Consider the following 25443-nt stretch of genomic DNA (forward strand, 5'->3'; position numbering starts at 1 on the left):
GCGCGCAGATGATCCAGCTTATCGCCTTTTACCTGTTCGCGACCATCGTCATCGCCTCTGCGGCGATGGTGATTTTCGCTCGCAACCCCGTCCACAGCGTCATGTGGCTGATCCTCGCCTTCTTCAACGCGGCGGGGCTGATGCTGCTCGCGGGGGCCGAGTTCATCGCGATGCTGCTCGTCATCGTTTATGTCGGTGCAGTCGCGGTGCTGTTCCTGTTCGTCGTGATGATGCTGAACATCGATTTTGCCGAATTGCGCGCCGGATTTGTGCGCTACCTGCCGCTGGGCGCGCTGGTCGCGATCATTTTGGCGGCCGAACTGATCTTTGCGGTGGGCGCCTGGAATGCGGGCGGGGTCGATCTGGCCGTGCGGGCGGCGCCGGTGGTGACCGACAAGAGCAATATCGAGCAGCTCGGTGAATTGCTCTACACCAAATATATCTTTCTGTTCGAGGCCGCCGGCATCGTTCTGCTTGTCGCAATGATCGGTGCCATTGTGCTGACGCATCGCGAACGCGGCGGTGTGCGTGTCCAGAATGTTTCGGCACAGACCCGGCGGCGTCCGGGCGATGCGACGCGTCTGGTCGATCCGGGCAGCGGGCAGGGGGTTGAACTGTGATTTCGGTCGGCCATTATCTCGCCGTTTCGGCGGTGCTGTTCACGCTCGGCGTGCTCGGCATCTTCATCAACCGCAAGAATATCATCGTCATCCTGATGGCGATCGAACTCATTCTGCTCGCGGTGAACATCAACCTCGTCGCGTTCAGCGCTGCGCTGAACGATCTGGTCGGTCAGGTTTTTTCGATGTTCGTGCTCACCGTCGCGGCGGGCGAGGCCGCGATCGGGCTCGCCATTCTTGTGATCTATTTCCGCGGCCGCGGCACCATTGCGGTCGATGACGCCAACCGGATGAAGGGGTAAGCCGGTGATTCAGGCGATCGTTTTCCTGCCGCTGCTCGCGGCACTTGTTGCAGGGCTGGGCCAGCGGGCCATCGGGCCGTTTGCCGCCAAGCTCGTCACCACGGGCGCACTGTTCACCAGCTGCGCGCTCAGCTGGCCGATCTTCCTCTCTTTCGTGTTCGGCACGGGCGAGGCCGAAGTCGTGACCGTGCTGCACTGGGTTTCGTCGGGCGCGCTCCAGTTCAACTGGGAACTGCGTGTCGATACGCTGACCGCGGTGATGCTCGTCGTCATCACCACGGTTTCGGCGCTCGTCCACCTGTATAGCTGGGGCTATATGGAGGAGGATCCGGACCAGCCGCGTTTCTTCGCCTATCTCTCGCTTTTCACCTTTGCGATGCTGATGCTGGTGACCGCGAACAATCTGGTCCAGATGTTCTTCGGCTGGGAAGGCGTCGGTCTCGCATCCTATCTGCTCATCGGTTTCTGGTACAAGAAACCCAGCGCCAACGCCGCGGCGATCAAGGCGTTTGTCGTCAACCGCGTCGGCGATCTGGGTTTCATGCTCGGTATCTTCGGCACCTTCCTGGTCTTCGGCACCGTCTCGATCCCCGAAATTCTGGCCGCCGCGCCGGGCATGGCGGGCAGCACCATTACCTTCATGGGGATGCGTCTCGACACGATGACGATCCTCTGCCTGCTGCTGTTCATCGGCGCGATGGGCAAGTCGGCGCAGCTTGGCCTGCACACCTGGCTTCCCGACGCGATGGAAGGGCCGACCCCGGTGTCGGCGCTGATCCACGCCGCGACGATGGTCACTGCGGGCGTGTTCATGGTGTGCCGCCTGTCGCCGATGTTCGAGACCGCGCCGATTGCGCTGGGGGTCGTCACCTTCGTCGGCGCCGCGACGTGCCTGTTCGCGGCAACCGTCGGCACGACGCAATGGGACATCAAGCGCGTCATCGCCTATTCGACCTGCTCTCAGCTCGGCTATATGTTCTTTGCGGCGGGCGTCGGCGCCTATGGCGCGGCGATGTTCCACCTGTTCACGCACGCCTTCTTCAAGGCGCTCCTGTTCCTGGGCGCCGGGTCGGTGATCCACGCGATGCACCATGAACAGGACATGCGCTATTATGGTGGTCTGCGGAAACATATCCCGATCACCTATTGGGCGATGATGGCGGGTACGCTGGCGATCACCGGGGTCGGTATCGCGGGGGTCGCGGGCTTTGCCGGCTTCCATTCGAAGGACGGCATTCTCGAGGCGGCCTTTGCCGCAGGCGGCGGCGGCGTGATCGCTTTCTGGGTCGGCATCTTTGCCGCGCTGCTGACAAGTTTCTATTCGTGGCGCCTCGTCTTCCTGACCTTCTATGGCAAGCCGCGCTGGGAACAGAGCGAGCATATCCAGCATGCGGTCCACGACGATCATGCCCATGGCGATCACGCACATGCGGCGCACGACGATAATGGCCATGGCGGGGCCAGCGACGGCACGGCGGGTTATCACCCGCACGAAAGCCCGCTAACGATGCTGATCCCGCTGATCCTGCTGTCGGTTGGCGCGGTGTTTGCGGGCTACGCGTTCAAATATCAGTTCATATACCCCGAAACAGGGCTGGCATTCTGGAACGGCAGCATGCTCGCCTATGATGCCGAGTTGATGCACCTGGCGCATGAAGTGCCGCTGTGGGTAAAATGGACGCCGTTTGCGGTGATGGCGATCGGCCTGTTCCTCGCGTGGAACAGCTATATCCGCAACACCACCTTGCCCGCGCGCTTCGTGGCGCAGTTCAGGCTGCTCCACCAGTTCCTCTACAACAAATGGTATTTCGACGAGCTGTACAATGTCCTGTTCGTGAAGCCCGCCTTTGCGATCGGCCGCTTCTTCTGGAAGCGCGGTGACGAGCAGACCATCGACCGCTTCGGCCCCGATGGCGCGGCGGCGCTTGTCCAGGGCGGCACGCGGCTCGCGGCGCGGCTGCAATCGGGTTATGTTTATGGATATGCGTTTGTGATGCTGCTCGGGCTTGTCGGCTTGGCCAGCTGGGCCATGGTGAAATTCCTGTGAGCGGCTTTCCGATCCTTTCGCTGATGCTGGCGGTGCCCACCATCGCCGCGATCGCCTGCCTGTTTGCGGGCGACCGTACCGCGCGCTTCATCGCGCTCGGCGCGACGCTGGCGACCTTTGTGCTCGGCTGCATCCTGTGGGCGAATTTCGACATCGGCGGCGCGCAATGGCAGTTCACCGAGCGTGCCGACCTGTTCGGGCGGTTCAGTTGGGCGCTCGGCATCGACGGCATGGCGCTGATGCTGATCATGCTCAGCGTGTTCCTGATGCCGCTATGCATCCTGGCCAGCTGGGACGCGATCAAGGAGCGCGTCGGCCTTTACATGGCGATGTTCCTGGTCATGGAAACGATCATGATCGGCGTCTTCATGGCGCAGGATCTGTTGCTGTTCTACATCTTCTTCGAGGCTGGCCTGATCCCGATGTATTTCATCATCGGCATCTGGGGCGGCGCGAACCGCAAATATGCGGCATTCAAATTCTTCCTCTACACGCTGCTCGGGTCGGTGCTGATGCTGATCGCGATGATTGCGATGATCATGGAAGCGGGCACAACCGACATCCCGACGCTGCTGAATTACGATTTCCCGCCGGAAATGCAGACGTGGCTCTGGCTCGCCTTCTTCGCCAGCCTGGCGGTCAAGATGCCGATGTGGCCCGTCCACACCTGGCTTCCCGACGCGCATGTGCAGGCACCGACCGCTGGGTCGATGATCCTCGCAGGCGTGCTCTTGAAGCTCGGCGCCTATGGCTTCCTGCGTTTCATGATGCCGATGTTCCCCGACGCCTCGGCGCAGCTGATGTGGCTGGTCTTCGGCCTGTCGATGGTCGCGGTGGTCTACACCAGCCTCGTTGCGCTGGTGCAGAGCGACATGAAAAAGCTGATCGCCTATTCGTCGGTCGCGCATATGGCGATCGTCACTGCCGGCCTCTTCGCGTTCAACCAGCAGGGGATCGAGGGTGCACTGATCATCATGCTCAGCCACGGCGTCGTTTCGGCGGCGCTCTTCTTCTGCGTCGGCGTGATCTATGACCGGCTGCACACGCGCGAGATCGATCGCTACGGCGGGCTTGCCGTGAACATGCCGGCTTATGCGCTGTTCTTCATGCTGTTCACCATGGCGTCGATCGGCCTGCCGGGGACGAGCGGTTTCGTCGGCGAATTCCTGAGCCTGCTCGGCATCTATGAAGCGTCAAGCGTCGTCGCCTTTGTCTGCACCACCGGCATCATCCTCGGCGCCGCATACATGCTCTATCTCTACCGCCGCGTCGTGTTCGGCGAACTCACCAAGGACGATGTGAAGGCAATGCCCGATCTCAACCCCCGCGAATGGGCGGTCATGGCGCCGCTTGCCGCCGTGGCGCTGTGGATGGGCGTCTATCCCGAAAGCTTCCTCGCGCCGATGCGCGGCGATGTGACCACGGTTGTCGCGCGCCTTGCGCCGACCAAACCGGCGGGTGATGCGCGCCTTGCGATCGGCAAACCGGCGCCGGCGAAGGCACAGGGTGAAACCGCCCACGGCGCTGGCCATGCGGGAGGCGTCCAATGACCGCCGATCTCGCTCTCATCTGGCCCGAACTGATCCTCACGATCGGCGGGCTGATCACCCTGATGCTCGGTACCTTCCTCGGCGACCGGCAGGTCGGCCTGTACCAGCTGAGTGCGCTGTTGACGCTGGCCGCGGCCGCGGCGGCGGTCGTCGCGCTGTTCGGGGTCGAAGCGTCGGTCTTTTCCGATACGCTGGCCGTCGATGCGTTCGGCGGCTTTGCCAAGCTGCTGATCTATGCCGCCAGCGTCATGTGCATCCTGATCGCACCGCGTTTCTTTGGCGGAACGATGCGCGCCGAATATCCGGTGCTAATCCTGTTCGCCGCACTGGGCATGGGGGTCATGGCTTCCTCGCGCGACCTGATGACGCTGTATGTCGGGCTCGAACTCAACAGCCTTGCCGCCTATGTGCTTGCCAGCTTCATGCGCCACGACGACCGGTCGAGCGAGGCGGGACTCAAATATTTCGTGCTCGGCGCGCTGGCGTCGGGGATGCTGCTCTATGGCATCTCGCTGCTGTACGGCTTCACCGGCACGACCGCGTTTGACGGCATCGCCGCGGCGATGGGCGCCGAGCTGAACATCGGCCTGATCTTTGGTATCGTGTTTGTTCTCGCGGGGCTTGGTTTCAAGATCAGCGCTGTGCCGTTCCACATGTGGACGCCCGACGTGTACGAGGGTGCGCCGATACCGGTGACGACCTTCTTTGCCAGCGCACCAAAAGTCGCTGCCATGGCGCTGATGACGCGCGTCGTCATCGACGCGATGGGTCCCGCGGTCGGCGCGTGGCAACAGATCGTCATCTTCCTCGCCCTGGCATCGATCATCGTCGGGGCGGTCGGTGCGATCGGGCAAAAGAATATCAAGCGGTTGCTGGCCTATTCGTCGATCAACAATGTGGGCTTCATGCTCATCGGTCTCGCCGCCGGGACCCAGGCTGGCGTCGAGGCGATTCTGACCTATCTGCTGGTCTATGTGGTCACCACGATCGGAGCTTTTCTGGTCGTGCTCCGGCTGCGCGATGCCGCCGGGAACCAGATCGAGAGCATTCCGGCGCTTGCCGGTCTGTCGCAGCGCCGTCCCGGCCCCGCAGCGGCGATGGCGGTGTTCCTGTTCAGCCTTGCGGGCATCCCGCCGCTGTTTGGGTTCTGGCCGAAATATCTGGTGTTCGAAGCTGCGGTGAATGCGAACCTCGTGCCCTTGGCGGTCGCGGGGATCGTCGCGTCGGTGATCGGTGCCTTTTATTACATCGCGATCATCAAAACGATGTACTTCGACGATAAATCGGAGACCGAGATTCCCGCGACGGGCGGGGCGATCGTCGAAGACGCCGTCATCACCGCCAGCGCGTTGTGGCTGTCGGTTATCGGCTATCTGTTCATTCCGGTGCTGGCTGTCGTTTCGGCAAATGCCGCGGCGGTGCTGTTCTGATCCCGCTGATCGAGCGGGTCCAGCAGACAGGTTCGACCAACGCCGACCTGCTGGCTCGGCTGTCCGGCGGCGAGCATGTCGGCGAGGGGCATTGGCTGGTTGCCGATCGCCAGACCGCGGGGCGTGGCCGCCTCGGCCGCAACTGGAACGACGGGCAGGGCAATTTCATGGGCTCGACGGTGGTCCACCTGACCGTCGGCGATCCGCCCGCGTCGACGCTCGCGCTGGTGGCAGGCGTTGCGCTCGCGAAAACGGTGGCGGCTCTGGCGCCGCAGGTGGCGACGCAGCTGAAATGGCCGAACGACTTGCTGGTCGGCAGCGCGAAATGCGCCGGCATATTGATGGAGCGGGCGGGCAGTTCGGTGGTGATCGGCATCGGCGTCAATCTCGTGTCGGCGCCGCAACTGCCCGACCGTCCGACCTCCACGCTGGCTGGTGAAGGAACGCCGATCGACCGCGATCACTTTGCCCGGGCATTGGGGATCGGCATGATCGACGCGCTATGGACGTGGCGACACGAAGGGACGGCGAGCATCGTCCGCGCCTGGTTGCCGCTGGCGCACCCGCTCGGCACACCGCTCCGCGTGTCCGAACAGGGCATCGACGGGCTGTTCGAGGGACTCGCCGACGATGGCGCGCTGCGCTTGCGCCGCGCCGATGGGGAGACCATGCTGGTTCACGCCGGCGACGTCGAATTGCGTCGCCCGGTCGGGGAGGGAAGTTAGATGCTGCTCGCGATCGACGTCGGCAACACCAATGTGAAATTTGCGCTGTTCGAGGAAAGCGGCTTGCGCGCCCGCTGGCGGATTGCCACTGACGACCGGCGAACCGCAGACGAATATATGGTCTGGCTCGACCAATTGCTGCGCATCGAGGGCCATGACCGCGCGCAAGTCGACGCCGTCATTATTTCGACCGTCGTCCCGCGCGCACTGCATAATCTGCAGCTGCTGGCGCATAAATATTTCGGCGTCGAAGCGCTGATCGCCGGACGCGGGACCGTCGGCTGGGGCATCGCGCTCAAGGTCGACGAGCCGCAGTCGGTCGGAGCCGACCGTGCGGTCAATGCGATTTCGGCGCAGGCGGTGGAGCCCGGTCGGGACAAGCTCGTCATCAGTTTCGGCACCGCGACGACGCTCGACCATATCGGCCCCGATGGCGCCTATCTCGGTGGCATCATCGCACCGGGCGTCAATCTGTCGCTCGAAGCGCTCGTGGCCGCGGCGGCGAAACTGCCGCGCATCGCGATCGAAGCGCCCGCGACGGCCAGCGTCATCGGCCGCACCACCGAAAGCCAGATGCTGATCGGCGTCTATTGGGGTTATGTATCGATGATGGAAGGCCTGATAAGGCGAATGAAATCCGAAATCGGCAAGCCGCTCACCGTCATCGCAACCGGCGGCCTCGCCACCTTGTTTCAGGAACAGGCGCATCTGTTCGACCGCATCGAGCCCGATTTGACGCTCAACGGGCTGATGCACCTCTATAACCAACGGAAGCAGAAAATATGACCACTCCAGGCAAGGAGCTGCTTTTCCTCGCGCTCGGCGGCTCGGGCGAGATTGGCATGAACGCCAATTTGTACGGCTGCGACGGCAAATGGATCATGCTCGATCTGGGCGTGACCTTCGGCACGCATGATTATCCGGGCATCGACATCATCATGCCCGATCTGGAATTTATCGAGGATCGCAAAAAGGATCTGCTCGGCATCGTCCTGACCCACGGGCACGAGGATCATATCGGCGCCTTACCCTATCTTGCCGCCGACCTTGGCGTGCCGCTCTATGCCAACCGCTTCACCGCCGGACTGATCGCCAACAAGCTGGCCGAGGAAGGGCTTGAGAAGGAGGTCAAGATCAAAACCGTCGATATCGACGCGCATTTCCAGCTTGGCCCGTTCGGCATCCGCCTGATGCCGCTGGCACACTCGATCCTCGAGATGAGCGCGGCGGTGATCGACACGCCCTACGGGCGCGTATTCCACACTGGCGACTGGAAGCTCGACGCCGATCCGGTGCTCGGCACGCCCTCGAGTGCCGCTGCCTTGACCGCGATTGGCGACGAAGGCGTTGATTTCCTTGTCGGCGATTCGACCAACGCGTTCAATCCAGAGGCATCGGGGAGCGAAGGCGATCTGTACGACGGGCTGCTGACCGCGGTCGGCAACGCCAAGGGGCGGGTGATTGTCACCACCTTTGCCTCGAACGCGGCGCGGCTCAAGACGCTGGGCCGCGTCGCTACGGCAACCGGGCGCACGCTGTGTGTCGCCGGACGCTCGCTCGACCGTATTTTGGGCGTGGCGCGGTCGGTCGGTTATCTCAAGGACTTCCCGCCGACGGTCGATTTCGACGAAGCGATGCGCCTGCCGCGCGACAAGGTGATGGTGATCGCCACCGGCGGGCAGGGCGAACCGCGCGCGGCGCTGGCGCGGATGGCGTCGGACAGCCATCAGATCAAGCTGACGCCGGGCGATACCGTCGTCTTTTCGTCGAAGCAGATTCCGGGCAACGAGGTTGCGATCGGGCGGATCATGAACCAGCTTGCGGCGAAGGACATTCTGACCGTCACCGAGAAGCAGGCGCATATCCATGTCAGCGGCCACCCGGGGCAGCCCGAACTCGCGGCGCTCTATGGCTGGCTGCGCCCGAAGCTGGTGGTGCCGGTGCATGGCGAGATACGCCATATGCACGAACAGGCGCGTTTCGCGCTCGAACGGGGCGTTCCCGATGCGCTGATCCAGGAAAATGGCGACCTCGTCCGGCTGGCCCCCGGCCCGGCACAGATCATCGAGCGCGTCCGCGCAGGCAGGCTGATCCTCGACGGTGATGTCATCCTTCCCGCCGATGGCGAAACGATGGGCGAGCGCCGCAAGCTGGCGCTGCACGGCCATATCACCGTCGCTGTCATCTTTACGGGCCAACGCTTCAGCGACGCGGCGGTCAGCTATCGCGGCGTACCGGTCGAGGATGAGCGTGAGGCGTTCATTGACGAAATGCGCGAAGCGGCTGAGCAGGCCGCCGTCGTCCCGGCGCGCGACGAGGAAAAGCTGCGGGAGGCCATCCGGCTCGGCGTGCGCCGGGTGGCGACCGACTGGACCGGCAAGAAGCCGGTCGTCGATGTCATGCTTGTACGAATCTGAACGGACGTATCGCGATGAAATGGACCTCCGCCCTCGCCATCTATCTGTTGTTCCTCGCGCTCAGCGCCTTTTTCGTTCTGCCCTTTCACGGACGCAAGGCCGCCGACGACGACACGCCGTTGGTAAAGGGGCAGGATCACGGGGCGCCCGCAACCTTTCGACCGGCGCGCATATTACTGCAAATGACGATCGTCGCGACGATCGGATTTGCAATCTATTACGCCGCTTATGTGAACGGCTGGGTGAATCCCGACGTATTGGCCGGTCGGGCATGAGCACGCGCGCGCGTCAACGATAGCTCAGTTCCGCAGTCGGTCGATCGCCTGCGCCAGCGCCACATACAGCTTGCCAATATCTGACGACAGCAAGGTCACGCTGATCGCCGATCCGTCGCGCGCGCCGATCAGCAGGCGCAGCATGGCTTCGAAATCGTGGATGAACTGGTTCACCGACGCGTGGAAGCCGTCGTCATTCTGGTAGAGGCGCAGGATTTCCTTGGCCTCGCCATTCTCGATCAGCTTGACCGCGCGGCGCGCGAACACGCCGCGGTCGCCCTTCAGATAGGCGTCCCATGCTGTGTCGCTGACTTCGGTCGACAGGATCTTGGTGACGTCGATCGCGGTCGATTTCAGCGCCTCGGTCAGCAGCCCGACCTGCTTGGCGAGCGAATCACGGTCGGATGCGGCGATCGCCTGTTCGGCCTCGGCAACGCGCTGTTCGACGCTGGCGCTGGTGTCCATGATCGTGATCAGCTGGCGCATCAGCCGGTCGGCTGCGCCGTTCGCCGCCGAAACGGCGCGCGCCGATGCTTCTTCGATCGCGGTCAGTTGCGCCATGATCTCGGTCTTGAACGCGGCATCGATCGCCTCTGTCGCGGTCGCCTGCATTGCTTCACGCGCCCCGGCGACCAGTTTTTCGAGTGTCTGGCGCGCTTCCTCGGCCGCGGAATCGGCAGTCGCGCGGACCTCGCCCAGCGTCGCAATCATCCGCGCGCCGCCTTGTTCGGAAAATTCGTCGGCACCGGCGCGCAGTTTTGCCAGCGCCGCTTCGGCGTCAGCCAGCGACCCGTTGATCCGGTCCGCCAACGCCCGCTGACTAGCCGCATGGTCGGCCATCTGCACTTCATTCGCCTTGAGTGTCGCCTGCACCGCGTTGACATGCGACATGGTCGATTGCGCGACGAGTTCCGACGCATCGAGCATCGGACGAAGCTGCGCCAGCGCCGTTTGCGTCGTCTTGCCGTGCGACGTCATCCGGTCGAGCGCGTGCGGCAGCGTCTCGTCAAGCTCGCGCGTCACTGCGTCGAGTGCGATCAGCAACGATTCAGCCTGCGAAATCAGCTGGTGCGAAAGGCTGTTGCCGCTTTGCACTTCGGCCATGAACGCGCCAAGCTGGGTCTTGGTATCCTCGATAGCACGCCCGATCACGCCGGTGCTTGCGCTTACGCTGACGTCGAGCACTTCCAGTTGCTGGACAACGTCCGCGACATGCGCCGTTACCCGCGACGCCAGTACATCGCTGGCGTCGGCATGTTCGGACAATTGAATACCAAGGGCATCGCCGGCCGCACGTGCAGCGGCGAGCTTTGCGTCCATATGCGCGCCGGCCTTGTCGACGCCGTCACGAAAGTCCTGCCAAGCCTGGTCGATCCGGCTCGTCATCGCCGAAAGCGTGGAATCCAGATCCGCGCGAATGGTCGCTCCGGCACCGGTCATTTGCGCAAGTGCGGCGCCATGTGCGTCGGTCACCGCCGACGATGCCGACACCAAGCCTTCTTCGGTCGCTTGGCTCTGCTCCTGCAAGGCCACTACTGCTTCCAACAGGCTGGCTGTCGCCGCTTCTCCGGTCCGGCTGGTCGCTGCCGCGGCTTCGCCGAGCTCGGCCAGCTTCGCCTCGAGGTTGGCGCCCTGTTGATGCGCGACCAGACCGGCCTCGCGGAAATTCACTGCAAGTCGCTGCGCGACATCGTCGATCCGCGGCAGGCCGGCGAGCAGCCCGTCCATCCGTTGAAGCGCCACGTCGCCCGACCGCGCGAGTTGGTCGTGCGCGTTCGCGATCACCGACGCGTTGCTGGCCAGTTTGTCGCTGCTTTCATTCAACCGCATCACGGTATCGAGCCCGAGCTGCTGGACGATTTTGGCTTGCTCACTGAGCTGTTTTTGCGCGTCGGCGAGATGCAGCCCCAGCGAGTGCATCGATTGATTAAGCGCCAAATTCTCTTCGCGTAGCGCCGTCGCGACGCGGGCGAAGCGCGCCTGTTCGGAGCGACCCGAGCGCAGCAGTGCCATCCAGAGCACCGCAAGGAGCGTGAGAGGCATCGATATCATCGCGATCAATATCGGCCAATTGCCGATTGCGGGCGTCTCAATGAAGCCGTCGGTCGCCATATAAAAGGCAAACAAGGTCCAGCCGAGACCGAGCAGGGCAAACAGGGTAGGAACGCCGCGGTCGCGCCACGCCGAAGCCCGTTGCCCCGCTTCGTCCGCGTAGACGCTGACATCTTCGACCGCGTCTAGCGACGACATATCGAGCCATTCGCGTTCGACCGGTGCCGCCGCTCCGGGTGCGGGCGCCGTTTCAGGCGGCGCGACGTCGGCTTGCGCGGCGCTGTCAGCTTCCTGGATTTTGGCCGAATCCCGCCACAACCCGACGATTTTCTTGTCCCCCGTCATTCGGACATCTTAGCATCAAATGGCCGTCTTGAAACGGAAACTTAACCACAAGCTGGCAAGGCTGTGGAATGTCGTTCGATAGCGGCCCCCTCGATCGGTATCTCAGCGCGGCGGTCGGCGACGATCCCGCGATGGCGCTCGATCTGCGCAGCGCTTTCACGGGCAGCGCACGCGACCTTGCCGACCTCATGCGGCGCGCGCGCTGCGATGCCAATTGGGAAGTTGCGGCGCTGCGTCTAAAGGGACTTGCCGCGACATTTGGAATTGTCGCGCTGATCGAACTCGCCGAGCAGGCGATTGCCGGAGCGCCCGGTGATCCGCTCGTCCTGCGCCAGATCAACGAGGCGATCGACGGCATCGCCTGACTTCGCGTCCGGGTTCAATTCCGGTTCAGCCGCCTTCCTCCAAACCAATTATCGACGTACGCTGTCTTGCCTTGGCAACGCGACGGGTTTAGCCGCGTTATGAACGCGCGCAGTACCCCGTAGCGACGGGCGAGCTGCCGAATTCTGAGGAGAGATTTCATGTTTGACCGTTTTCGCTCGATGCCCGCGACGGCGATGACCGCGGTACTTGGCTGTGCGCTGATGGCCACTGCGACGCCGGCCGCTGCGCAAAAGAAGGAAAAGCCGAAAAAGGAAGAAGCAGCCAAGGGCAAGCAATTGACGGCCAGCAAGGGCTTTGCACCCGCCCTGAAAAAGATGACCGATGCCAAGACGGCGAACGATGCGGCCGCCCTGCAAGCCGCGCTGAGCGAGGGGCAGGGGGCGGCCTCGACGCCCGACGACAAATATCTCATCGGTTTCTACCAGCTTCAGCTCGGTATTTTGAACAAGGACCAGACGCTGCAGGCCACGGGCCTGGATGCGATGATCGAGTCGGGCCTCACCCCGCCGGAAAATGTGGGCACCTATAATTTCTATTCCGGCAATTTTGCTTATGGCGCCAAGGATTATGCCAAGGCGATCCAGCGGCTCGAGGCAGCCAAGGCGGGCGGCTCGACCGAATCGGCGCTCGCGCCGATGCTGATGGACAGCTATCTGAATGCGGGGCAGATCGATCAGGGGTGGGCGATCGCCAAGGCCGGCATCGACGCCGCGCGGGCGGCGGGCACAAAGCCGTCGGAAGAACTTTATGTTCGTCCGGCGCAAGCGTTCCAGAAGGCGAACCGGACGAACGAGATGCTCGACGTGCTGACGATGCGCGTCCAGGATTATCCCACGCCTGCGACCTGGCGAAATACGCTATATATCCTTCTGCAACAATCGGGTGGCGACAAGGATATGAACCTTGATGTGCTGCGCCTGATGCGCGCGACGAACGCCATGACGCAGCGCGCGGAGTTTCTGGAATATGCCGGTCTGGCAACCGAAGCGGGCTACCCGAGCGAGGTTGTGGCGGTTATCAAGCAGGGGCAGAGCAGCGGCGTAATCCCGCGCAATGACACCCATTTCGGCGGCATTCTGGAATCGCAGACTCCGCGTGCGGCAAGCGATGCCGCGGCAGTGGCAGCCGATGCCGCGAAACCCGCGACGCTCGGCAATCCGCGGGCGGCGCGTGCAACTGCCGACGCCCTCGTCGGCAGCGGCGATGTCGCCAAGGCGATTCCGCTTTACGAAGCCGCGCTTGCGGCCAGCCCCGGCGATCCGCTGATCCAGTATCGCTTGGGGGTAGCGCAGGCGCTGGCGGGCCAGACCGACGCTGCGGTCGCGAGCCTTGCCAAGGTGCAGGGCAATCGCCAGCGACTGGCCCAGCTGTGGACGGTCCGCGCCAAGGCAGGAACTGCCCCGGCCAGCTGATTCGCGACGGGATAGCCGAAGGAATGGGGGCGGTGTTCGATCGCGAACGCCGCCCCCATTCATTTTTTGCCGCTTTTTTGCGATCAGCCTTCGACCGGGATCCCGGCCAGCTGCTTGGCGGTGCGGATCGTCAACGATGTTTTGACGCTGGTTACATTCGGGGCCGATGTCAGATGGGCAGTCAAAAACGACTGAAAACTCTGAAGATCCCGTGCCACCACCTTCAGCAGAAAATCGATCTCGCCGTTGAGCATGTAACATTCGCGAACCTCGGCCAGTCCGCCGACATAGTCTTCGAATGCCTTGAGGTCGGCTTCCGCCTGGCTGCGTAGGCTCACCATCGCAAAAACCGTTATGCCATAGCCAAGTTTCGCCGGGTCGAGGTCGGCATGATAGGAGCGTATGACGCCTGCCTCCTCAAGCGCCCGGACCCGGCGCAGGCATGGCGGCGCTGTCAGCCCAACCATCTGAGCCAGTTCGACGTTGGTCATCCGACCGTTTTTTTGCAGCTCTGCCAGTATCTGGAGGTCGATCTGATCGAATTTCTGACTCGCCATCGTTGAAACATCCGCTTTCCCAAACTGCGATCACCATAATATTATTTCAGCCGATTGCAATTGTCCCACAATGTGACGTGGCCAGCGAACCCACTTTCATGACCGGCGGATTCACGCTAGCCGGTAAACATACAGTAACCAACGACAGAGGGTGTGGGGCGGGTTTTGCGTGACTGGTGACTCGATGATCGCGACCATCCTGCGGCAAGCGCCTGCGGATCGCCGCGCCAGCATCGCAGCCTGGCGCCAAATCTCCGATATTCTGGCTCAACGCGGCAATCAACTGGCTGATGACGATATTCGTCGCAGTTTGCATGCGCTAGCCCTGTTGCGGCCGCAGGTGCCCGAGTCGGTGCGCCGCGAATGCGCGCGGGCGGTGGCACGGCACGGTCGCTTTGCACCGCTCGTCGCGCTGTATGCCAATGACGTCGCATCGGTTTCGGCCGCCATTCTGCAAACGGTGCAATTGTCCGAAGCCGACTGGCTGGCGATGCTGCCGACAACGGGAGCGACAGCGCGATCCGTGCTGGCGGGACGACGCGACCTGCCGCAGGCCGTCTATCGCGGTCTCGCCAGCATGGGTAGCGCGTCGGTTGCCTTGCCGCAGCCGGACATCGAACTGGTGGACGAGCGTCAGACCGAGGCAGCAAATACTCCTGAAGCGGGAAGTAGCCAGATCAGCGAACTCGTCCGCCGGATCGACAAATTCCAGTCAACCCGCGTTCAACCGGCGCAAACCGGCTCCGACCGGACGCCGCGTTCGGCCTTTGTATTTGAAACGGGCGCCGACGGCGTCGTCCACTGGGTGGACGGAATAACTCGCGGCGCGGTCATCGGGCTTTCCATCGCCGACGCCGCGTTCGGCGGTGAACCGGGAACCGACGGAGTTGCGGCGGGGGCATTTCGCCAGCGGGCCGAAATTCTCAACGCGCGGATGATGCTGGAAGGAAGTGTGGCCGATGCCGGCGAGTGGCGCTTTTCCGCGCTACCCTGGTTTGATCCAGCAACCGGGCAGTTTCGCGGCTATCGGGGCAGCGCCCGCCGCCCGCACCGCAGCGAACAGCCGTACCGACAGCCGGATTCTGCCGATCCGGGTGACTCGATCCGTCAGTTGATTCACGAGTTACGCAGCCCGCTCAACGCAATATCAGGCTTTGCCCAGATCGTTGCCGGCCAGATGTTCGGCCCGGTCAGTCAAAGCTATCGCCGCATGGCCGAAACGATCGTTGCCGACGCGGGGTCGGTGCAAACGATCATTGACGATCTGGAAACGGCGGCGCGCGGCAGCCGGGCAGCTTCTCCCCTTCAAGATACGGGAAGCGTGGTCGATGTTGCCCATATCGTTGCGCAGGTGGAAGGCGATCTCGCCGAGCTTTTGCGCGACCAAGGCGTCGATCTCAGCATTTCGCGTATCGGAGGTCCCTTCACGGGACTGGCGAACGATGCCGATGTGCGGCGGATGGTGGGCCGTCTGCTGACCGCGTTGGTCGACGTCTCTGAACCCGGTTCTATCCTTGTCGGCCAGCTCGTCACCGAAATGCCGCACGACGATATGTTGCAACTGCGGATCGTACGTCCGGCGGCCATCCGCTTCGCCACCGCCGCCGACCTGCTCGATCCGGGCTTCAGCCCGGAGGGCGAAGCGCCGAGTGCGACCGTCCTCAGCCTGGGCTTCTCGCTGCGGCTGGTGGACAGCCTCGCGCGCGCGGTCGGGGGACGCCTCGACATCGGGCATAACGCCTTGACCTTGCACCTGCGCTCGGCCACCTCGAAGAGCGAAGCCGAACGGGAAGTTCAACAGGGCGAATAGCCCGGTCGGCTGCGGCGAAGGGGGGCGTTGTGCAGCCTGCGGGCGATTTCTTTACCGAGCCGGCTGCGGCCGATGTGGTCAAGCTCGCCTCCGGCGAGCGTCCCCGATTCTGGGTCACTATCGATACCGAAGAAGATTTCGACTGGACCGCTCCATTTGCGCGTACCGGCTATCGCCTGACCTCGGTGCCGGCGCTCGCTGCGTGTCAGAGCTATTTTGAGCAAGCGCAAGTTTGCCCGATCTATCTTGTCGACTGGCCGATCGTCGCCGATGACCGCGCGGTCGGAATCCTCGGTGAGGGACAGGCGAACGGTACGTGCGACATTGGCGCGCAGCTTCACCCATGGGTGACGCCGCCGCACGACGAGGATGTTAGTGCGCACAACAGCTATGCGGGCAATCTGCCACTGGCGTTGCAGCGCGCCAAGATGGCGATGCTGCGCGACACCATCGCCGAACGGTTCGGCACGGCGCCCACGGTCTATCGCGCGGGCCGTTACGGGCTTGGTTTCGAAACGGCTACGATGCTGGCGGAGTTGGGGTTCCTTTGCGACACCTCGGTACGCTCGGGGTTCGATTATCGCGCCGGACATGGTCCCGACTATCGCAATGCCCGGCTTGAGCCGTGGTGGGTCGATACGACCGCGGGTGCGGTTCTAGAAGTGCCGGTGACTACGGTTTTCGGCGGTTTGCTCGGCCGGGCCGGTCGCCGCGTTTATCACCATATCGCCCGCAACGGCACCCGCGCCGGCGCGGCGCTGGCGAGGCTCGGGATCGTCGAACGCATTGCGCTGACGCCGGAGGGTATTCCCGCCGAGCGCGCCCGCAAGGCGATCGACATCGCTGTCGACCGGGGCTTGCCGGTGTTGAATTTCTCGTTCCACTCGCCGTCGCTGCAGCCGGGCAACACGCCCTATGTGCGCAGCGACGCCGATCTCGACCGTTTTTATCGCTGGTGGGACGCGGTGCTCGACCATCTGGCACGCCGCGGGGTTGAACCGACAACGTCCACCGGGATATTGGCGCTCGCCGAACGGACCCAAACACGGCCCTAGCCTTGGCGCTTGCCAATCGGCAGCGCGCTCCGCTATCGCCCTTGCACCCCTGCCGGGTTTCCAACGGGGGCCTGTAGCTCAATGGTTAGAGCTGGCCGCTCATAACGGCTAGGTTGCGGGTTCGAGTCCTGCCGGGCCCACCAATTTTTCTTGCCAAACGCCCCGCGCCGCGGTCCACTGTCCATCGGAAGGAGAGGGGCATGGGCAAGCGGCGGACGATCCTGATCGGGGGGCTCGCAGTCATCGCGGTGACCGTGGCAACCGTAGCGGTACGCACCGCCACTTTTGAACCAGCGGAAATTGCCGACGGCAGTGATGTCCGGCTGGCCGCAGCGCCGCTCTACGACATCGATACCGCCGCCAGAAATCTGAGCGCAGCGACGCAGATCCGGACCATCTCGCATCAGGATCCCGCGGATGACGATGTCGGAGAATGGGACCGCCTTCACGGCTGGCTTGCGACAACCTATCCGGCGATCCATGGCGCGATGGGCCGCACGATTCTGCCCAACCGGACGCTGATCTATCATTGGCCAGGCAGCGATGCGGCGCTGGCGCCGATCATCCTGATGGCGCACCAGGATGTCGTGCCCGTAACCGAGGGGACCGAGGGCGACTGGAAATATCCGCCCTTCGCCGGAACGGTCGCCGAAGCCGCGGTATGGGGCCGCGGAACCGTCGACGACAAGGGATCGCTGGTCGCGCTGTTCGAGGCGCTGGAGGCGCTGGCGAGGCAGGGGTTCCGGCCGAAACGCGGCGTTTACCTGGTATCGGGTCACGACGAAGAGGTTGGCGGGTCGGGCGCTGCCGCCGCGGCTGCAATGTTGAAGGCGGAGGGCGTGAAGGCAATCTTCACCTTGGACGAAGGCAGCATCATATTGACCGATACGCCGGTGATCGACGGTCCGGCAATCATGATCGGGATCGCCGAAAAGGGCTATGCGACGCTGAAGATTACCGCGAAAACGCCCGGTGGACACAGTTCGATGCCGCCCGCGGAGACCGGTGTCGGGACGCTGGCGCGCGCGATCACGGCGATCACCGAAAAGCCGTTCCCGATCGAGCTTCAGGGGCCAGGTGCGGCGATGCTTGCGGCACTGGCGGCGGACAAGGGCGGGACGACCAAAATGGCCGTTGCCAATCCGTGGCTGTTCGGCCCGATCCTGAAACGCGAGGTTGCCGGAACGCCGTCAACCGCGGCGGCGTTCCGAACCACGATTGCACCGACGATGCTGGAGGGCAGCCCCAAAGAGAATGTGCTGCCGCAGACCGCCAACGCGCTGATCAATTATCGCATCGCGCCGTGGAACCGCTCCGCCGACATCATGGCGCGGGCCAAGGAGGCGGTCGGCGATCTGCCGGTGGAACTGGCATGGGTCAAGCCGCCGCGCGAACCGTCGCGCGTGTCGTCGACCAATTCTCAGGGCTGGAAATGGATCGCCGCCGCCGCGCGCGCCGATGCGCCGAATGCGGTACTGTCGCCCATCCTGGTCGTCGGCGGCACCGACAGTCGCAGCATGGAACCGGTGTCGGAGGACGTTTACCGGTTCATGCCGATGCACTTTTCCCTGAAGGAATCGGCGATGATCCATGGCACGAATGAACATATGACAATCGACAGCCTGAGGCGAATGATCGATTTCTATGCGCGGCTGATCGCCACCTCGGCGGGATAAAATCTGGCGGTCGGGGAGGTCAGTGGTCGGGGAGACAGGATTCGAACCTGCGACATCCTGCTCCCAAAGCAGGCGCGCTACCGGGCTGCGCTACTCCCCGACTACTGGTGGGCGCCTTAGACAGCGGGCGAGCGCAAGTCTATCCCGCCGTTGCAAAAGGCAAAGAAAAAGGCGGCCTTCCCAAAGGAAGACCGCCCGTTTCTCGTTTCAGTCAACGCCCCGAAGGGCTGTGACTTACTTCTTTTCTTCAGCCGGAGCAGCAGCGGCGTCGGCCGGAGCGGCAGCAGCGGCGTCGGCCGGAGCGGCAGCTTCGGCACCGGCGGCAGCAGCTTCGGCGCCAGCGGCAGCGGCTTCAGCGCCGGCGGCAGCGGCGTCAGCGCCTTCTTCAGCAACCGCTTCAGCGGCCGGAGCTTCGGTGGTGGCTTCTTCAGCAGCCTTTTCACCGCAAGCGGCGAGGGCGAACATGCTGGCAGCAACAGCGATAGCAGCAAACTTCTTCATGATGTGTGGGCTCCCTAAAATGCCTTTCCGCGTTGGGGAAAGTTCCCGTCCCGCGAGCGGCGGGATTTAGCCGTTCCATATGGATCGTCAACAAAAATAATTGAGATGGGCAGCGAGCGCCAAAAACTGTCATTTTTCGGGATTAGCCCACAGCGCCTGCCAATCGCGCGACGCCCAAGAATCATGGACACCTCACGAGTTTGGCGCCGACGGCAGGCTGCGATTGCCAATCGGACGCCCATTCGCTAACCGGCGCGCAACTCTCCGGCCGCCGACGCGGCCCAGCCTTTACCGGAGCATTTTCATGGCCGCCCAATATAGTTTCGTGATGAAGGGTCTGACCAAGACCTATCCCGGCGCGCAAAAGCCGACGCTCAACAATTTGAGCCTGCAATTCTATCCCGACGCCAAGATCGGCATCGTCGGCCCGAACGGCACCGGCAAATCGACGCTGATGAAGATCATGGGCGGCATCGACAAGGATTTCACCGGCGAAGCATGGCCCGGCGAAGGCATCACCGTCGGCTATCTGGCGCAGGAGCCGCAGCTCGACCCGACCAAGACGGTCAAGGAAAATGTCATGGACGGCGTCCGGCCCGTCGCCGACATGATGGACCGCTTCAACGAGATCAGCGCGCTGATGGCCGATCCGCCGACCGACGCCGATTTCGACGCGTTGATGGAAGAAATGGGCACGCTCCAGGAAAAGATCGACGCGGTCGACGGCTGGACGCTCGACAACCAGCTCGAAATCGCGATGGAGGCGCTGCGCTGCCCGCCGGGTGACTGGAGCGTCGAAAATCTTTCGGGCGGTGAAAAACGCCGCATTGCGCTCACGCGTCTGCTGCTCGAAAAGCCGTCGATCCTGCTGCTCGACGAACCGACCAACCACCTTGATGCCGAAAGCGTCGCGTGGCTGGAGAAACATCTCGTCGATTATCCGGGCAACGTCATCCTGGTCACCCACGACCGCTATTTCCTCGACAATGTCGTGAACTGGATCCTCGAACTCGATCGCGGCCGCTATTTTGTCTATGAAGGCAATTATTCGACCTATCTGGAAAAGAAGGGCAAGCGCCTCGAACAGGAAGCGCGCGAGGATCAGGGCCGCCAGAAGGCGATCCGCGACGAACTCGAATGGATTCGGCAGTCGCCCAAGGCGCGTCAGGCCAAATCGAAGGCGCGTATCAAATCGTTCGACCAACTCGTCGAAGCGCAGGAAAATCGCGCGCCGGGCAAGGCGCAGATCGTCATTCAGGTGCCCGAGCGCCTCGGTGGCAAGGTGATCGAGGTCAACAATATCTCCAAGGCCTATGGCGACAAGCTGCTGTTCGAGGATCTGTCCTTCACGCTGCCGCCGGGTGGCATCGTCGGCGTTATCGGCCCCAACGGCGCGGGTAAATCGACGCTGTTCAAGCTGATCACCGGGCAGGAACAGCCCGATAGCGGGAGTGTCAGCATCGGCGATACCGTTCGCCTCGGCTATGTCGACCAGAGCCGCGACGCGCTCGACCCGAACAAGAATGTCTGGGAAGAGATTTCGGGCGGCCACGACATGATGAATATCGGCAAGCACGAGATGCAGACGCGCGCCTATGTCGGCGCCTTCAACTTCAAGGGCACCGACCAGCAGAAAAAGGTCGGGCAGCTGTCGGGCGGCGAACGCAACCGCGTCCATATGGCCAAGATGCTGAAACAGGGCGGCAACGTCCTGCTGCTCGACGAACCGACCAACGATCTCGATACCGAAACGCTCGCGGCACTCGAAGAGGCGCTCGAAAATTTCGCGGGCTGCGCGGTGGTGATCAGCCACGACCGCTTCTTCCTCGATCGCCTCGCGACGCACATTCTGGCGTTCGAGGGCGACAGCCATGTCGAATGGTTCGAGGGCAATTTCGAGGCCTATGAAGAGGACAAGATCCGCCGTCTGGGTGAAGGCGCGACACGTCCGCACGCGACGACGTACAAGAAATTGTCGCGCTGATCGCGATGGGGGAAGAGGCAGCCATATCGTCGAGTGCGATCCGCATGGATGCGGACGCGCTCAACGCCTTTATGGCCGAGGCCTTTCCCCAATCGGAGCCGGGCTCGCGCGGCTATGTGGTCTCGGCTGCGCCCGGCCATGTGCAGGCGCGGATGGACCCGACCGACAAGGCGCTCCGCCCCGGCGGACTGATTTCGGGACCGACCCAGATGGGCTTCGCCGACATGGCGGCCTATGCACTCGTCCTCGCCCATATCGGACCCGTGGCGATGGCGGTGACGAGCGCGCTCAATTATCAGTTTCTGCGACCGTGCCGTCCGGGATCGCTGTTCGCCGACGCGCATATGCTCCGCCTCGGCAAACGGCTTGCGGTCATGGACGTGCGGATCTGGACCGACGACCCGCTAAAGCCAGTGGGACAGGCGAATGTGACCTACGCGATTCCCTGATCCGTCACGCCGCGGCGCGGAAATCGCCGCTTGCATCGTCCAGCACATGCAGCACGCCATCGCTGATCGCGAAAAAGGCGCCGCGCAGTTTCAGCGTCCCGCGCGCTTCCTTTTCCTGAATGCAGGGGAAGGTGCGCAGGTTCGCAAGGCTGACGCGCACCGCCGCCATTTCCATCGCACGGCCCGCCTCGCGGCTGCCGATGTCGCTATGCTCGGCCCGCACCGTGTCGCTTGCGTCGTCGAGCAGCGCGATCCAGTCGGCGATGAAGCCGCCTCGGCCGGGCTCGGCGCCGGCCATCGTGCGGTGGAGCGCTGCGTTACAGCCGCCGCACAAGCCGTGGCCCATCACGACGATTTCCTCAACCTTCAGGAACTGCACGGCAAATTCCAGCGCTGCCGAGACCCCGTGGCGCCCCGGCGTCGTTTCGAACGGCGGCACCAGCGCCGCGACGTTGCGGACGACAAAGATTTCGCCGGGGTTGGTGTCGAAAATCTGCGACGGTTCGACGCGGCTGTCGGAGCAGGCGATCACCATCACCTTGGGCGATTGCCCCTCGGCCAGTTCGTTCCAGCGGTCGCGCTGTTCCTGCCACCCGCCGCTACGGAAACGGCGATAGCCCTCGATCATGTCGGCAAAGTGAGTCATGGCCGCCCCATAGCATAGGTAGAGAGGTTGAGAAGAGGGGCAGAGGGGACTATGTGGGCGCGATGAACGCTCCTGCATCCCCCGCCGCTACCCCGAGCCAGCGTGCGCGCAAGCCCGACTGGATTCGCGTCAAGGCACCGACCAGCCCCGGCTATGCCGAAACGCGCAAGCTGATGCGCGAGCTCAACCTTCATACCGTGTGCGAAGAGGCGGCGTGCCCGAACATCGGCGAATGCTGGACGAAGAAGCACGCGACGGTGATGATCCTTGGCGACACCTGCACGCGCGCCTGCGCGTTCTGCAACGTCAAGACGGGGATGCCGCGTCCGGTCGACCTGCTCGAACCCGAGCATACCGCGATTGCCGCCGCGAAGATGGGGCTGACGCACATCGTCATCACCTCGGTCGATCGCGACGACCTGCCCGACGGCGGCGCGAGCCAATTCGTGAAGGTCATCAATGCGCTGCGCCGCGAAACGCCGCAGACGACGATCGAAATCCTCACCCCCGATTTTCGCAACAAGCCCGAAAGCGCTGTCGCGGCGATCGTCGATGCGCGTCCCGACGTCTATAATCACAATCTCGAAACCGTACCGCGGCTGTATCCGACGATCCGTCCCGGTGCTCGCTACTACGCCTCTCTCCGCCTGCTCGAAAGCGTCAAGCGCCGCGACCCGTCGATCTTCACCAAGTCGGGCATCATGCTCGGGCTTGGCGAGGAGCGGATGGAGGTGCATCAGGTGATGGACGATATGCGCAGCGCCGACATCGATTTCATGACGATGGGCCAATATCTGCAACCGACGCCGAAGCACGCCAAGGTCATCGACTTCGTGACGCCGCAGGCGTTCGACGCCTATGCGCAGATCGCGCGTGCCAAGGGCTTCCTGCAAGTCGCTTCGTCGCCGCTTACACGCTCCAGCTATCACGCGGGCGACGATTTCGAACGGATGCGCGCGGCGCGCGCGGCGCAGCTGGCGCGCGTGGCCGGCTGAACCCCGCTTGCCCAGGCATCACGAGACGCGCGAGCTGCCCTACAGCGCCGAACAGATGTTCGCGCTCGTCACCGATATCGCGCGCTATCCCGAGTTTCTGCCGTGGGTCGTCGCGCTGCGCATCCGCAGCGACAGCGAGCATGAGGCGGTCGCCGACATGATCGTCGGCTTCAAGGGACTGCGTGAAAGCTTTTCGTGCCGCGTCCACAAGGAGCGCCCGCGCGAGGTCACGGTTACCTATATCGACGGGCCGATGCGGCACCTCGATAACCGATGGCAATTCACGCCGACCGACGACGGCGGGTGTCGCGTCGATTTCATGGTCGACTTCGCCTTTCGCAACCGGCTGTTCGAAACGCTTGCGGGACAGATGTTCGACAAGGCGCTGCGCAAGATGATTGCCGCGTTCGAAACGCGCGCCGATGCGCTTTACGGCGCCGGCAGCGCGATGTCGTCGGACGGGCGCAGCTCGTCGCGCTCCGGCTGAAGCAGGTCGAGCGCAAACAGCGTCGCGGCGTGCCGGATCGCCGCGCGGTCGGCACCGTCGAACTGAACGCGCTGGGTGAAATAATCGTCGGGATCCTGACCGCGCAGCGCGCGCGCGAACACGACAAGGCCCACCGGTTTTTTTTCGGAGCCACCACCGGGGCCCGCGATGCCGGTGATCGCCACCGCGATATCGGCATCGCTGTTCGTCAGCGCCCCCGTCGCCATCGCCCAGGCCGTGGCGAGCGAAACTTCGCCGAAAGTTTCCAGAATCTCGCTACTGACGTCGAGCTGGCTTTGCTTGGCGTGGCCCGAATAGGTGATGAAGCCGGCTGAAAACACATCTGAGCTGCCGGCGATGTCGGTGAGCGCCGCGCTGACCATGCCGCCGGTGCAGCTTTCCGCCACCGCGATCTTGCGACCGGCAGCGCGGTTGTTGGCGAGCACGCTGGTTGCCAGCGTATTGCGCACGGCAAACCGCGTTTCATCGTCAGGCAGCACGGTCAGTTCTCCGGAAGGCGCAGGGTCGCGGCGGCCTGTGCGGCGATCCCCTCGCGGCGGCCGGTAAAACCCAGCCGCTCGGTCGTCGTTGCTTTCACACTAACGCGTTCGCACGGAATCGCAAGGATTTCGGCGATGCGCGCCCGAATGGCGGGTCGATGCGGGCCGATCTTGGGTGCCTCGGCAATGATTGTCAGGTCGACATGCTCGATCTGCCCGCCGCGTTCGACAACGCGGCGCGCGGCGAACTCCAGAAAGCGGTACGAAGCCGCGCCGCGCCATTCCGGATCGCTCGGCGGGAAATGGTCGCCAATATCGCCGTCCGCGAGTGCGCCGAGGATCGCATCGGTCAGCGCGTGGAGCGCGACGTCGGCATCGCTGTGACCTTCAAGTCCATGACTATGGGCGATTTCTATGCCGCCAATGCACAAGGGCTTGTCCGGCACCAGGCGATGAACGTCATATCCCATGCCGACGGCGGTTCGTGTCATCGCATCGATCCCCAATAGCCCCGCGAGTATCGCCATATCGTCGGCATATGTCAGTTTGTGGAGCCGCGCGTCACCCGGCACGGCAGCCACATCGATGCCGAGCCGGCGGACCATCTGGGCATCGTCGGTGGCCGAACCTTCTTGCGCGCCGTCATGCGCGCGCCGCAGCATGGCCAGCCGGAATGCCTGCGGCGTCTGGACGCGAGCGAGGCCGTTGCGATCGACAATGTCGCCCGCCAATGCGGTTCGCCGTTCGACGAGCGTGTCGGGGACCGGCAGCACCGGGATCGCCGCATCATGCGTCTCAAGCGCCGCCAGCATCCGGTCGATCATGGCGGCGGACAGACCGGGCCGGGCCGCGTCATGGACCAGCACGCGCGTGTCGTCACTGCGGTCGGCCAGCGCCGCCAGCGCATTCGCGACCGACTCCTGCCGCTCCCGGCCCGGCGGCACTGATACCCAGCCGTCGGGGACCCCGCCGACCGCCGTCACGACGTCATCATGCGCGACCAGAACCCCGCCGGCGATCGAAGGATGTCCGGCCAAGGCATCGAGGCTCCAGCGCAGGACGGGCTTGCCGCCCAGCACGGCCAGCTGCTTGGGCGTACCGAGCGCGGCGCGCGTGCCTGTTCCCCCGGCGAGCAGGATCGCGAGGGCCCCGGACGCGGAAGCGGGCGAAGAGTCGGTCATCAACCGCGCCGGTTAGCGCAGCCGCGCCTTGCGGGAAAGC

General features: G+C 63.6%; 24 protein-coding genes and 2 tRNA genes. 19 read left to right on the top strand and 7 right to left on the bottom strand.

Annotated elements, in window-relative coordinates; translation table 11 throughout:
* Positions 1 to 8: 8 nt before the first annotated feature.
* The 9 genes from IR187_RS01565 to IR187_RS01605 are packed head-to-tail and all read left to right on the top strand — an operon-like array spanning position 9 to position 9366.
* A complete protein-coding gene (locus IR187_RS01565) occupies positions 9 to 620 on the top strand; it encodes an NADH-quinone oxidoreductase subunit J (RefSeq protein WP_194952938.1) in 612 nt (203 codons plus the stop codon).
* Positions 617 to 922: an NADH-quinone oxidoreductase subunit NuoK gene (nuoK, locus tag IR187_RS01570; RefSeq protein ID WP_058456728.1), complete on the top strand. Its 306-nt coding sequence runs from the start codon at positions 617 to 619 to the stop codon at positions 920 to 922. The genes IR187_RS01565 and nuoK overlap by 4 nt, the downstream gene beginning before the upstream one ends.
* A 4-nt stretch (positions 923 to 926) precedes the next feature.
* Positions 927 to 2969 carry an NADH-quinone oxidoreductase subunit L gene (gene nuoL / locus IR187_RS01575; protein WP_194952939.1) on the top strand — a complete coding sequence of 681 codons (2043 nt, stop codon included), beginning with the start codon at positions 927 to 929 and terminating at the stop codon, positions 2967 to 2969.
* Entirely contained in the window at positions 2966 to 4519 is a 1554-nt protein-coding gene (locus tag IR187_RS01580; RefSeq protein ID WP_194952940.1) for an NADH-quinone oxidoreductase subunit M, read from the top strand. The genes nuoL and IR187_RS01580 overlap by 4 nt, the downstream gene beginning before the upstream one ends.
* Positions 4516 to 5949: an NADH-quinone oxidoreductase subunit NuoN gene (gene nuoN, locus IR187_RS01585; protein ID WP_194952941.1), complete on the top strand. Its 1434-nt coding sequence runs from the start codon at positions 4516 to 4518 to the stop codon at positions 5947 to 5949. Before IR187_RS01580 ends, nuoN begins: the two co-directional genes overlap by 4 nt.
* Complete coding sequence (locus tag IR187_RS01590) at positions 5871 to 6674, top strand: biotin--[acetyl-CoA-carboxylase] ligase (protein ID WP_194952942.1); 804 nt, start codon at positions 5871 to 5873, stop codon at positions 6672 to 6674. The genes nuoN and IR187_RS01590 overlap by 79 nt, the downstream gene beginning before the upstream one ends.
* Complete coding sequence (locus IR187_RS01595; RefSeq protein ID WP_194952943.1) at positions 6675 to 7460, top strand: type III pantothenate kinase; 786 nt, start codon at positions 6675 to 6677, stop codon at positions 7458 to 7460.
* Positions 7457 to 9091, top strand: a complete 1635-nt coding sequence (locus IR187_RS01600; protein ID WP_194952944.1) for a ribonuclease J — start codon at positions 7457 to 7459, stop codon at positions 9089 to 9091. Before IR187_RS01595 ends, IR187_RS01600 begins: the two co-directional genes overlap by 4 nt.
* Before the next feature lie 14 nt (positions 9092 to 9105).
* Entirely contained in the window at positions 9106 to 9366 is a 261-nt protein-coding gene (locus tag IR187_RS01605) for a DUF1467 family protein (RefSeq protein WP_194952945.1), read from the top strand.
* Between the two features lie 24 nt (positions 9367 to 9390).
* Here IR187_RS01605 and IR187_RS01610 read toward each other — a convergent pair whose 3' ends face one another.
* Positions 9391 to 11763 (bottom strand): hypothetical protein, encoded by a 2373-nt coding sequence (locus IR187_RS01610; protein ID WP_194952946.1) that lies wholly within the window; start codon positions 11761 to 11763, stop codon positions 9391 to 9393.
* Between the two features lie 68 nt (positions 11764 to 11831).
* Between IR187_RS01610 and IR187_RS01615 the strand changes: the two genes are divergently transcribed.
* Together IR187_RS01615 and IR187_RS01620 are read left to right on the top strand one after the other, a co-directional pair.
* Positions 11832 to 12128: an Hpt domain-containing protein gene (locus IR187_RS01615; protein ID WP_194952947.1), complete on the top strand. Its 297-nt coding sequence runs from the start codon at positions 11832 to 11834 to the stop codon at positions 12126 to 12128.
* A 159-nt stretch (positions 12129 to 12287) separates the two neighbouring features.
* Entirely contained in the window at positions 12288 to 13562 is a 1275-nt protein-coding gene (locus IR187_RS01620; RefSeq protein ID WP_194952948.1) for a tetratricopeptide repeat protein, read from the top strand.
* Between the two features lie 83 nt (positions 13563 to 13645).
* Here the strand turns inward: IR187_RS01620 and IR187_RS01625 are convergent, their stop codons facing one another.
* Positions 13646 to 14119: an Lrp/AsnC family transcriptional regulator gene (locus IR187_RS01625; protein WP_194952949.1), complete on the bottom strand. Its 474-nt coding sequence runs from the start codon at positions 14117 to 14119 to the stop codon at positions 13646 to 13648.
* Between the two features lie 184 nt (positions 14120 to 14303).
* Here IR187_RS01625 and IR187_RS01630 point away from each other — a divergent pair, with 184 nt between their 5' ends.
* The 4 genes from IR187_RS01630 (at position 14304) to IR187_RS01645 (ending at position 18660) form a co-directional block, all read left to right on the top strand.
* A complete protein-coding gene (locus tag IR187_RS01630; protein WP_194952950.1) occupies positions 14304 to 15929 on the top strand; it encodes a sensor histidine kinase in 1626 nt (541 codons plus the stop codon).
* Positions 15930 to 15958: 29 nt separating this feature from the next.
* Positions 15959 to 16984 carry a polysaccharide deacetylase family protein gene (locus IR187_RS01635; protein WP_194952951.1) on the top strand — a complete coding sequence of 342 codons (1026 nt, stop codon included), beginning with the start codon at positions 15959 to 15961 and terminating at the stop codon, positions 16982 to 16984.
* Positions 16985 to 17051: 67 nt separating this feature from the next.
* Positions 17052 to 17127, top strand: a tRNA-Ile gene (locus tag IR187_RS01640).
* A gap of 57 nt (positions 17128 to 17184) precedes the next feature.
* Positions 17185 to 18660, top strand: coding sequence for a M20 family peptidase (locus tag IR187_RS01645; RefSeq protein ID WP_194952952.1), 1476 nt, complete (start codon positions 17185 to 17187; stop codon positions 18658 to 18660).
* A gap of 23 nt (positions 18661 to 18683) precedes the next feature.
* Here IR187_RS01645 and IR187_RS01650 read toward each other — a convergent pair.
* Positions 18684 to 18760, bottom strand: a tRNA-Pro gene (locus tag IR187_RS01650).
* Between the two features lie 16 nt (positions 18761 to 18776).
* On the bottom strand, positions 18777 to 19103 hold the full coding sequence (locus IR187_RS16685; RefSeq protein ID WP_228765442.1) for a hypothetical protein: 327 nt from the start codon (positions 19101 to 19103) through the stop codon (positions 18777 to 18779).
* 362 nt (positions 19104 to 19465) lie between these two features.
* Here IR187_RS16685 and ettA point away from each other — a divergent pair, with 362 nt between their 5' ends.
* Positions 19466 to 21145 (top strand): energy-dependent translational throttle protein EttA, encoded by a 1680-nt coding sequence (ettA, locus tag IR187_RS01660; RefSeq protein WP_194952954.1) that lies wholly within the window; start codon positions 19466 to 19468, stop codon positions 21143 to 21145.
* Positions 21146 to 21150: 5 nt separating this feature from the next.
* On the top strand, positions 21151 to 21594 hold the full coding sequence (locus IR187_RS01665; protein WP_194952955.1) for a PaaI family thioesterase: 444 nt from the start codon (positions 21151 to 21153) through the stop codon (positions 21592 to 21594).
* Positions 21595 to 21598: 4 nt separating this feature from the next.
* Here the strand turns inward: IR187_RS01665 and IR187_RS01670 are convergent, their stop codons facing one another.
* Entirely contained in the window at positions 21599 to 22240 is a 642-nt protein-coding gene (locus tag IR187_RS01670; protein ID WP_194952956.1) for a carbonic anhydrase, read from the bottom strand.
* 62 nt (positions 22241 to 22302) lie between these two features.
* Here IR187_RS01670 and lipA point away from each other — a divergent pair, with 62 nt between their 5' ends.
* Both lipA and IR187_RS01680 read left to right on the top strand, forming a co-directional pair.
* Positions 22303 to 23235, top strand: a complete 933-nt coding sequence (gene lipA / locus IR187_RS01675; protein WP_194952957.1) for a lipoyl synthase — start codon at positions 22303 to 22305, stop codon at positions 23233 to 23235.
* Between the two features lie 7 nt (positions 23236 to 23242).
* Complete coding sequence (locus IR187_RS01680) at positions 23243 to 23722, top strand: type II toxin-antitoxin system RatA family toxin (protein ID WP_194952958.1); 480 nt, start codon at positions 23243 to 23245, stop codon at positions 23720 to 23722.
* On the opposite strand, the gene IR187_RS01685 is transcribed toward IR187_RS01680, so the two are convergent.
* Both IR187_RS01685 and IR187_RS01690 read right to left on the bottom strand, forming a co-directional pair.
* The gene (locus IR187_RS01685) at positions 23665 to 24222 is read right to left on the bottom strand and encodes a CinA family protein (protein WP_194952959.1); all 558 of its coding nucleotides are present in this window, start codon (positions 24220 to 24222) and stop codon (positions 23665 to 23667) included. The two genes, IR187_RS01680 and IR187_RS01685, sit on opposite strands and share 58 nt — an antisense overlap.
* Before the next feature lie 2 nt (positions 24223 to 24224).
* The gene (locus tag IR187_RS01690) at positions 24225 to 25403 is read right to left on the bottom strand and encodes a bifunctional 2-C-methyl-D-erythritol 4-phosphate cytidylyltransferase/2-C-methyl-D-erythritol 2,4-cyclodiphosphate synthase (protein WP_194952960.1); all 1179 of its coding nucleotides are present in this window, start codon (positions 25401 to 25403) and stop codon (positions 24225 to 24227) included.
* Between the last annotated feature and the right edge of the window lie 40 nt (positions 25404 to 25443).

The organism is Sphingopyxis solisilvae, from assembly GCF_015475875.1.
Taxonomy (GTDB): Bacteria; Pseudomonadota; Alphaproteobacteria; order Sphingomonadales; family Sphingomonadaceae; genus Sphingopyxis; species Sphingopyxis solisilvae.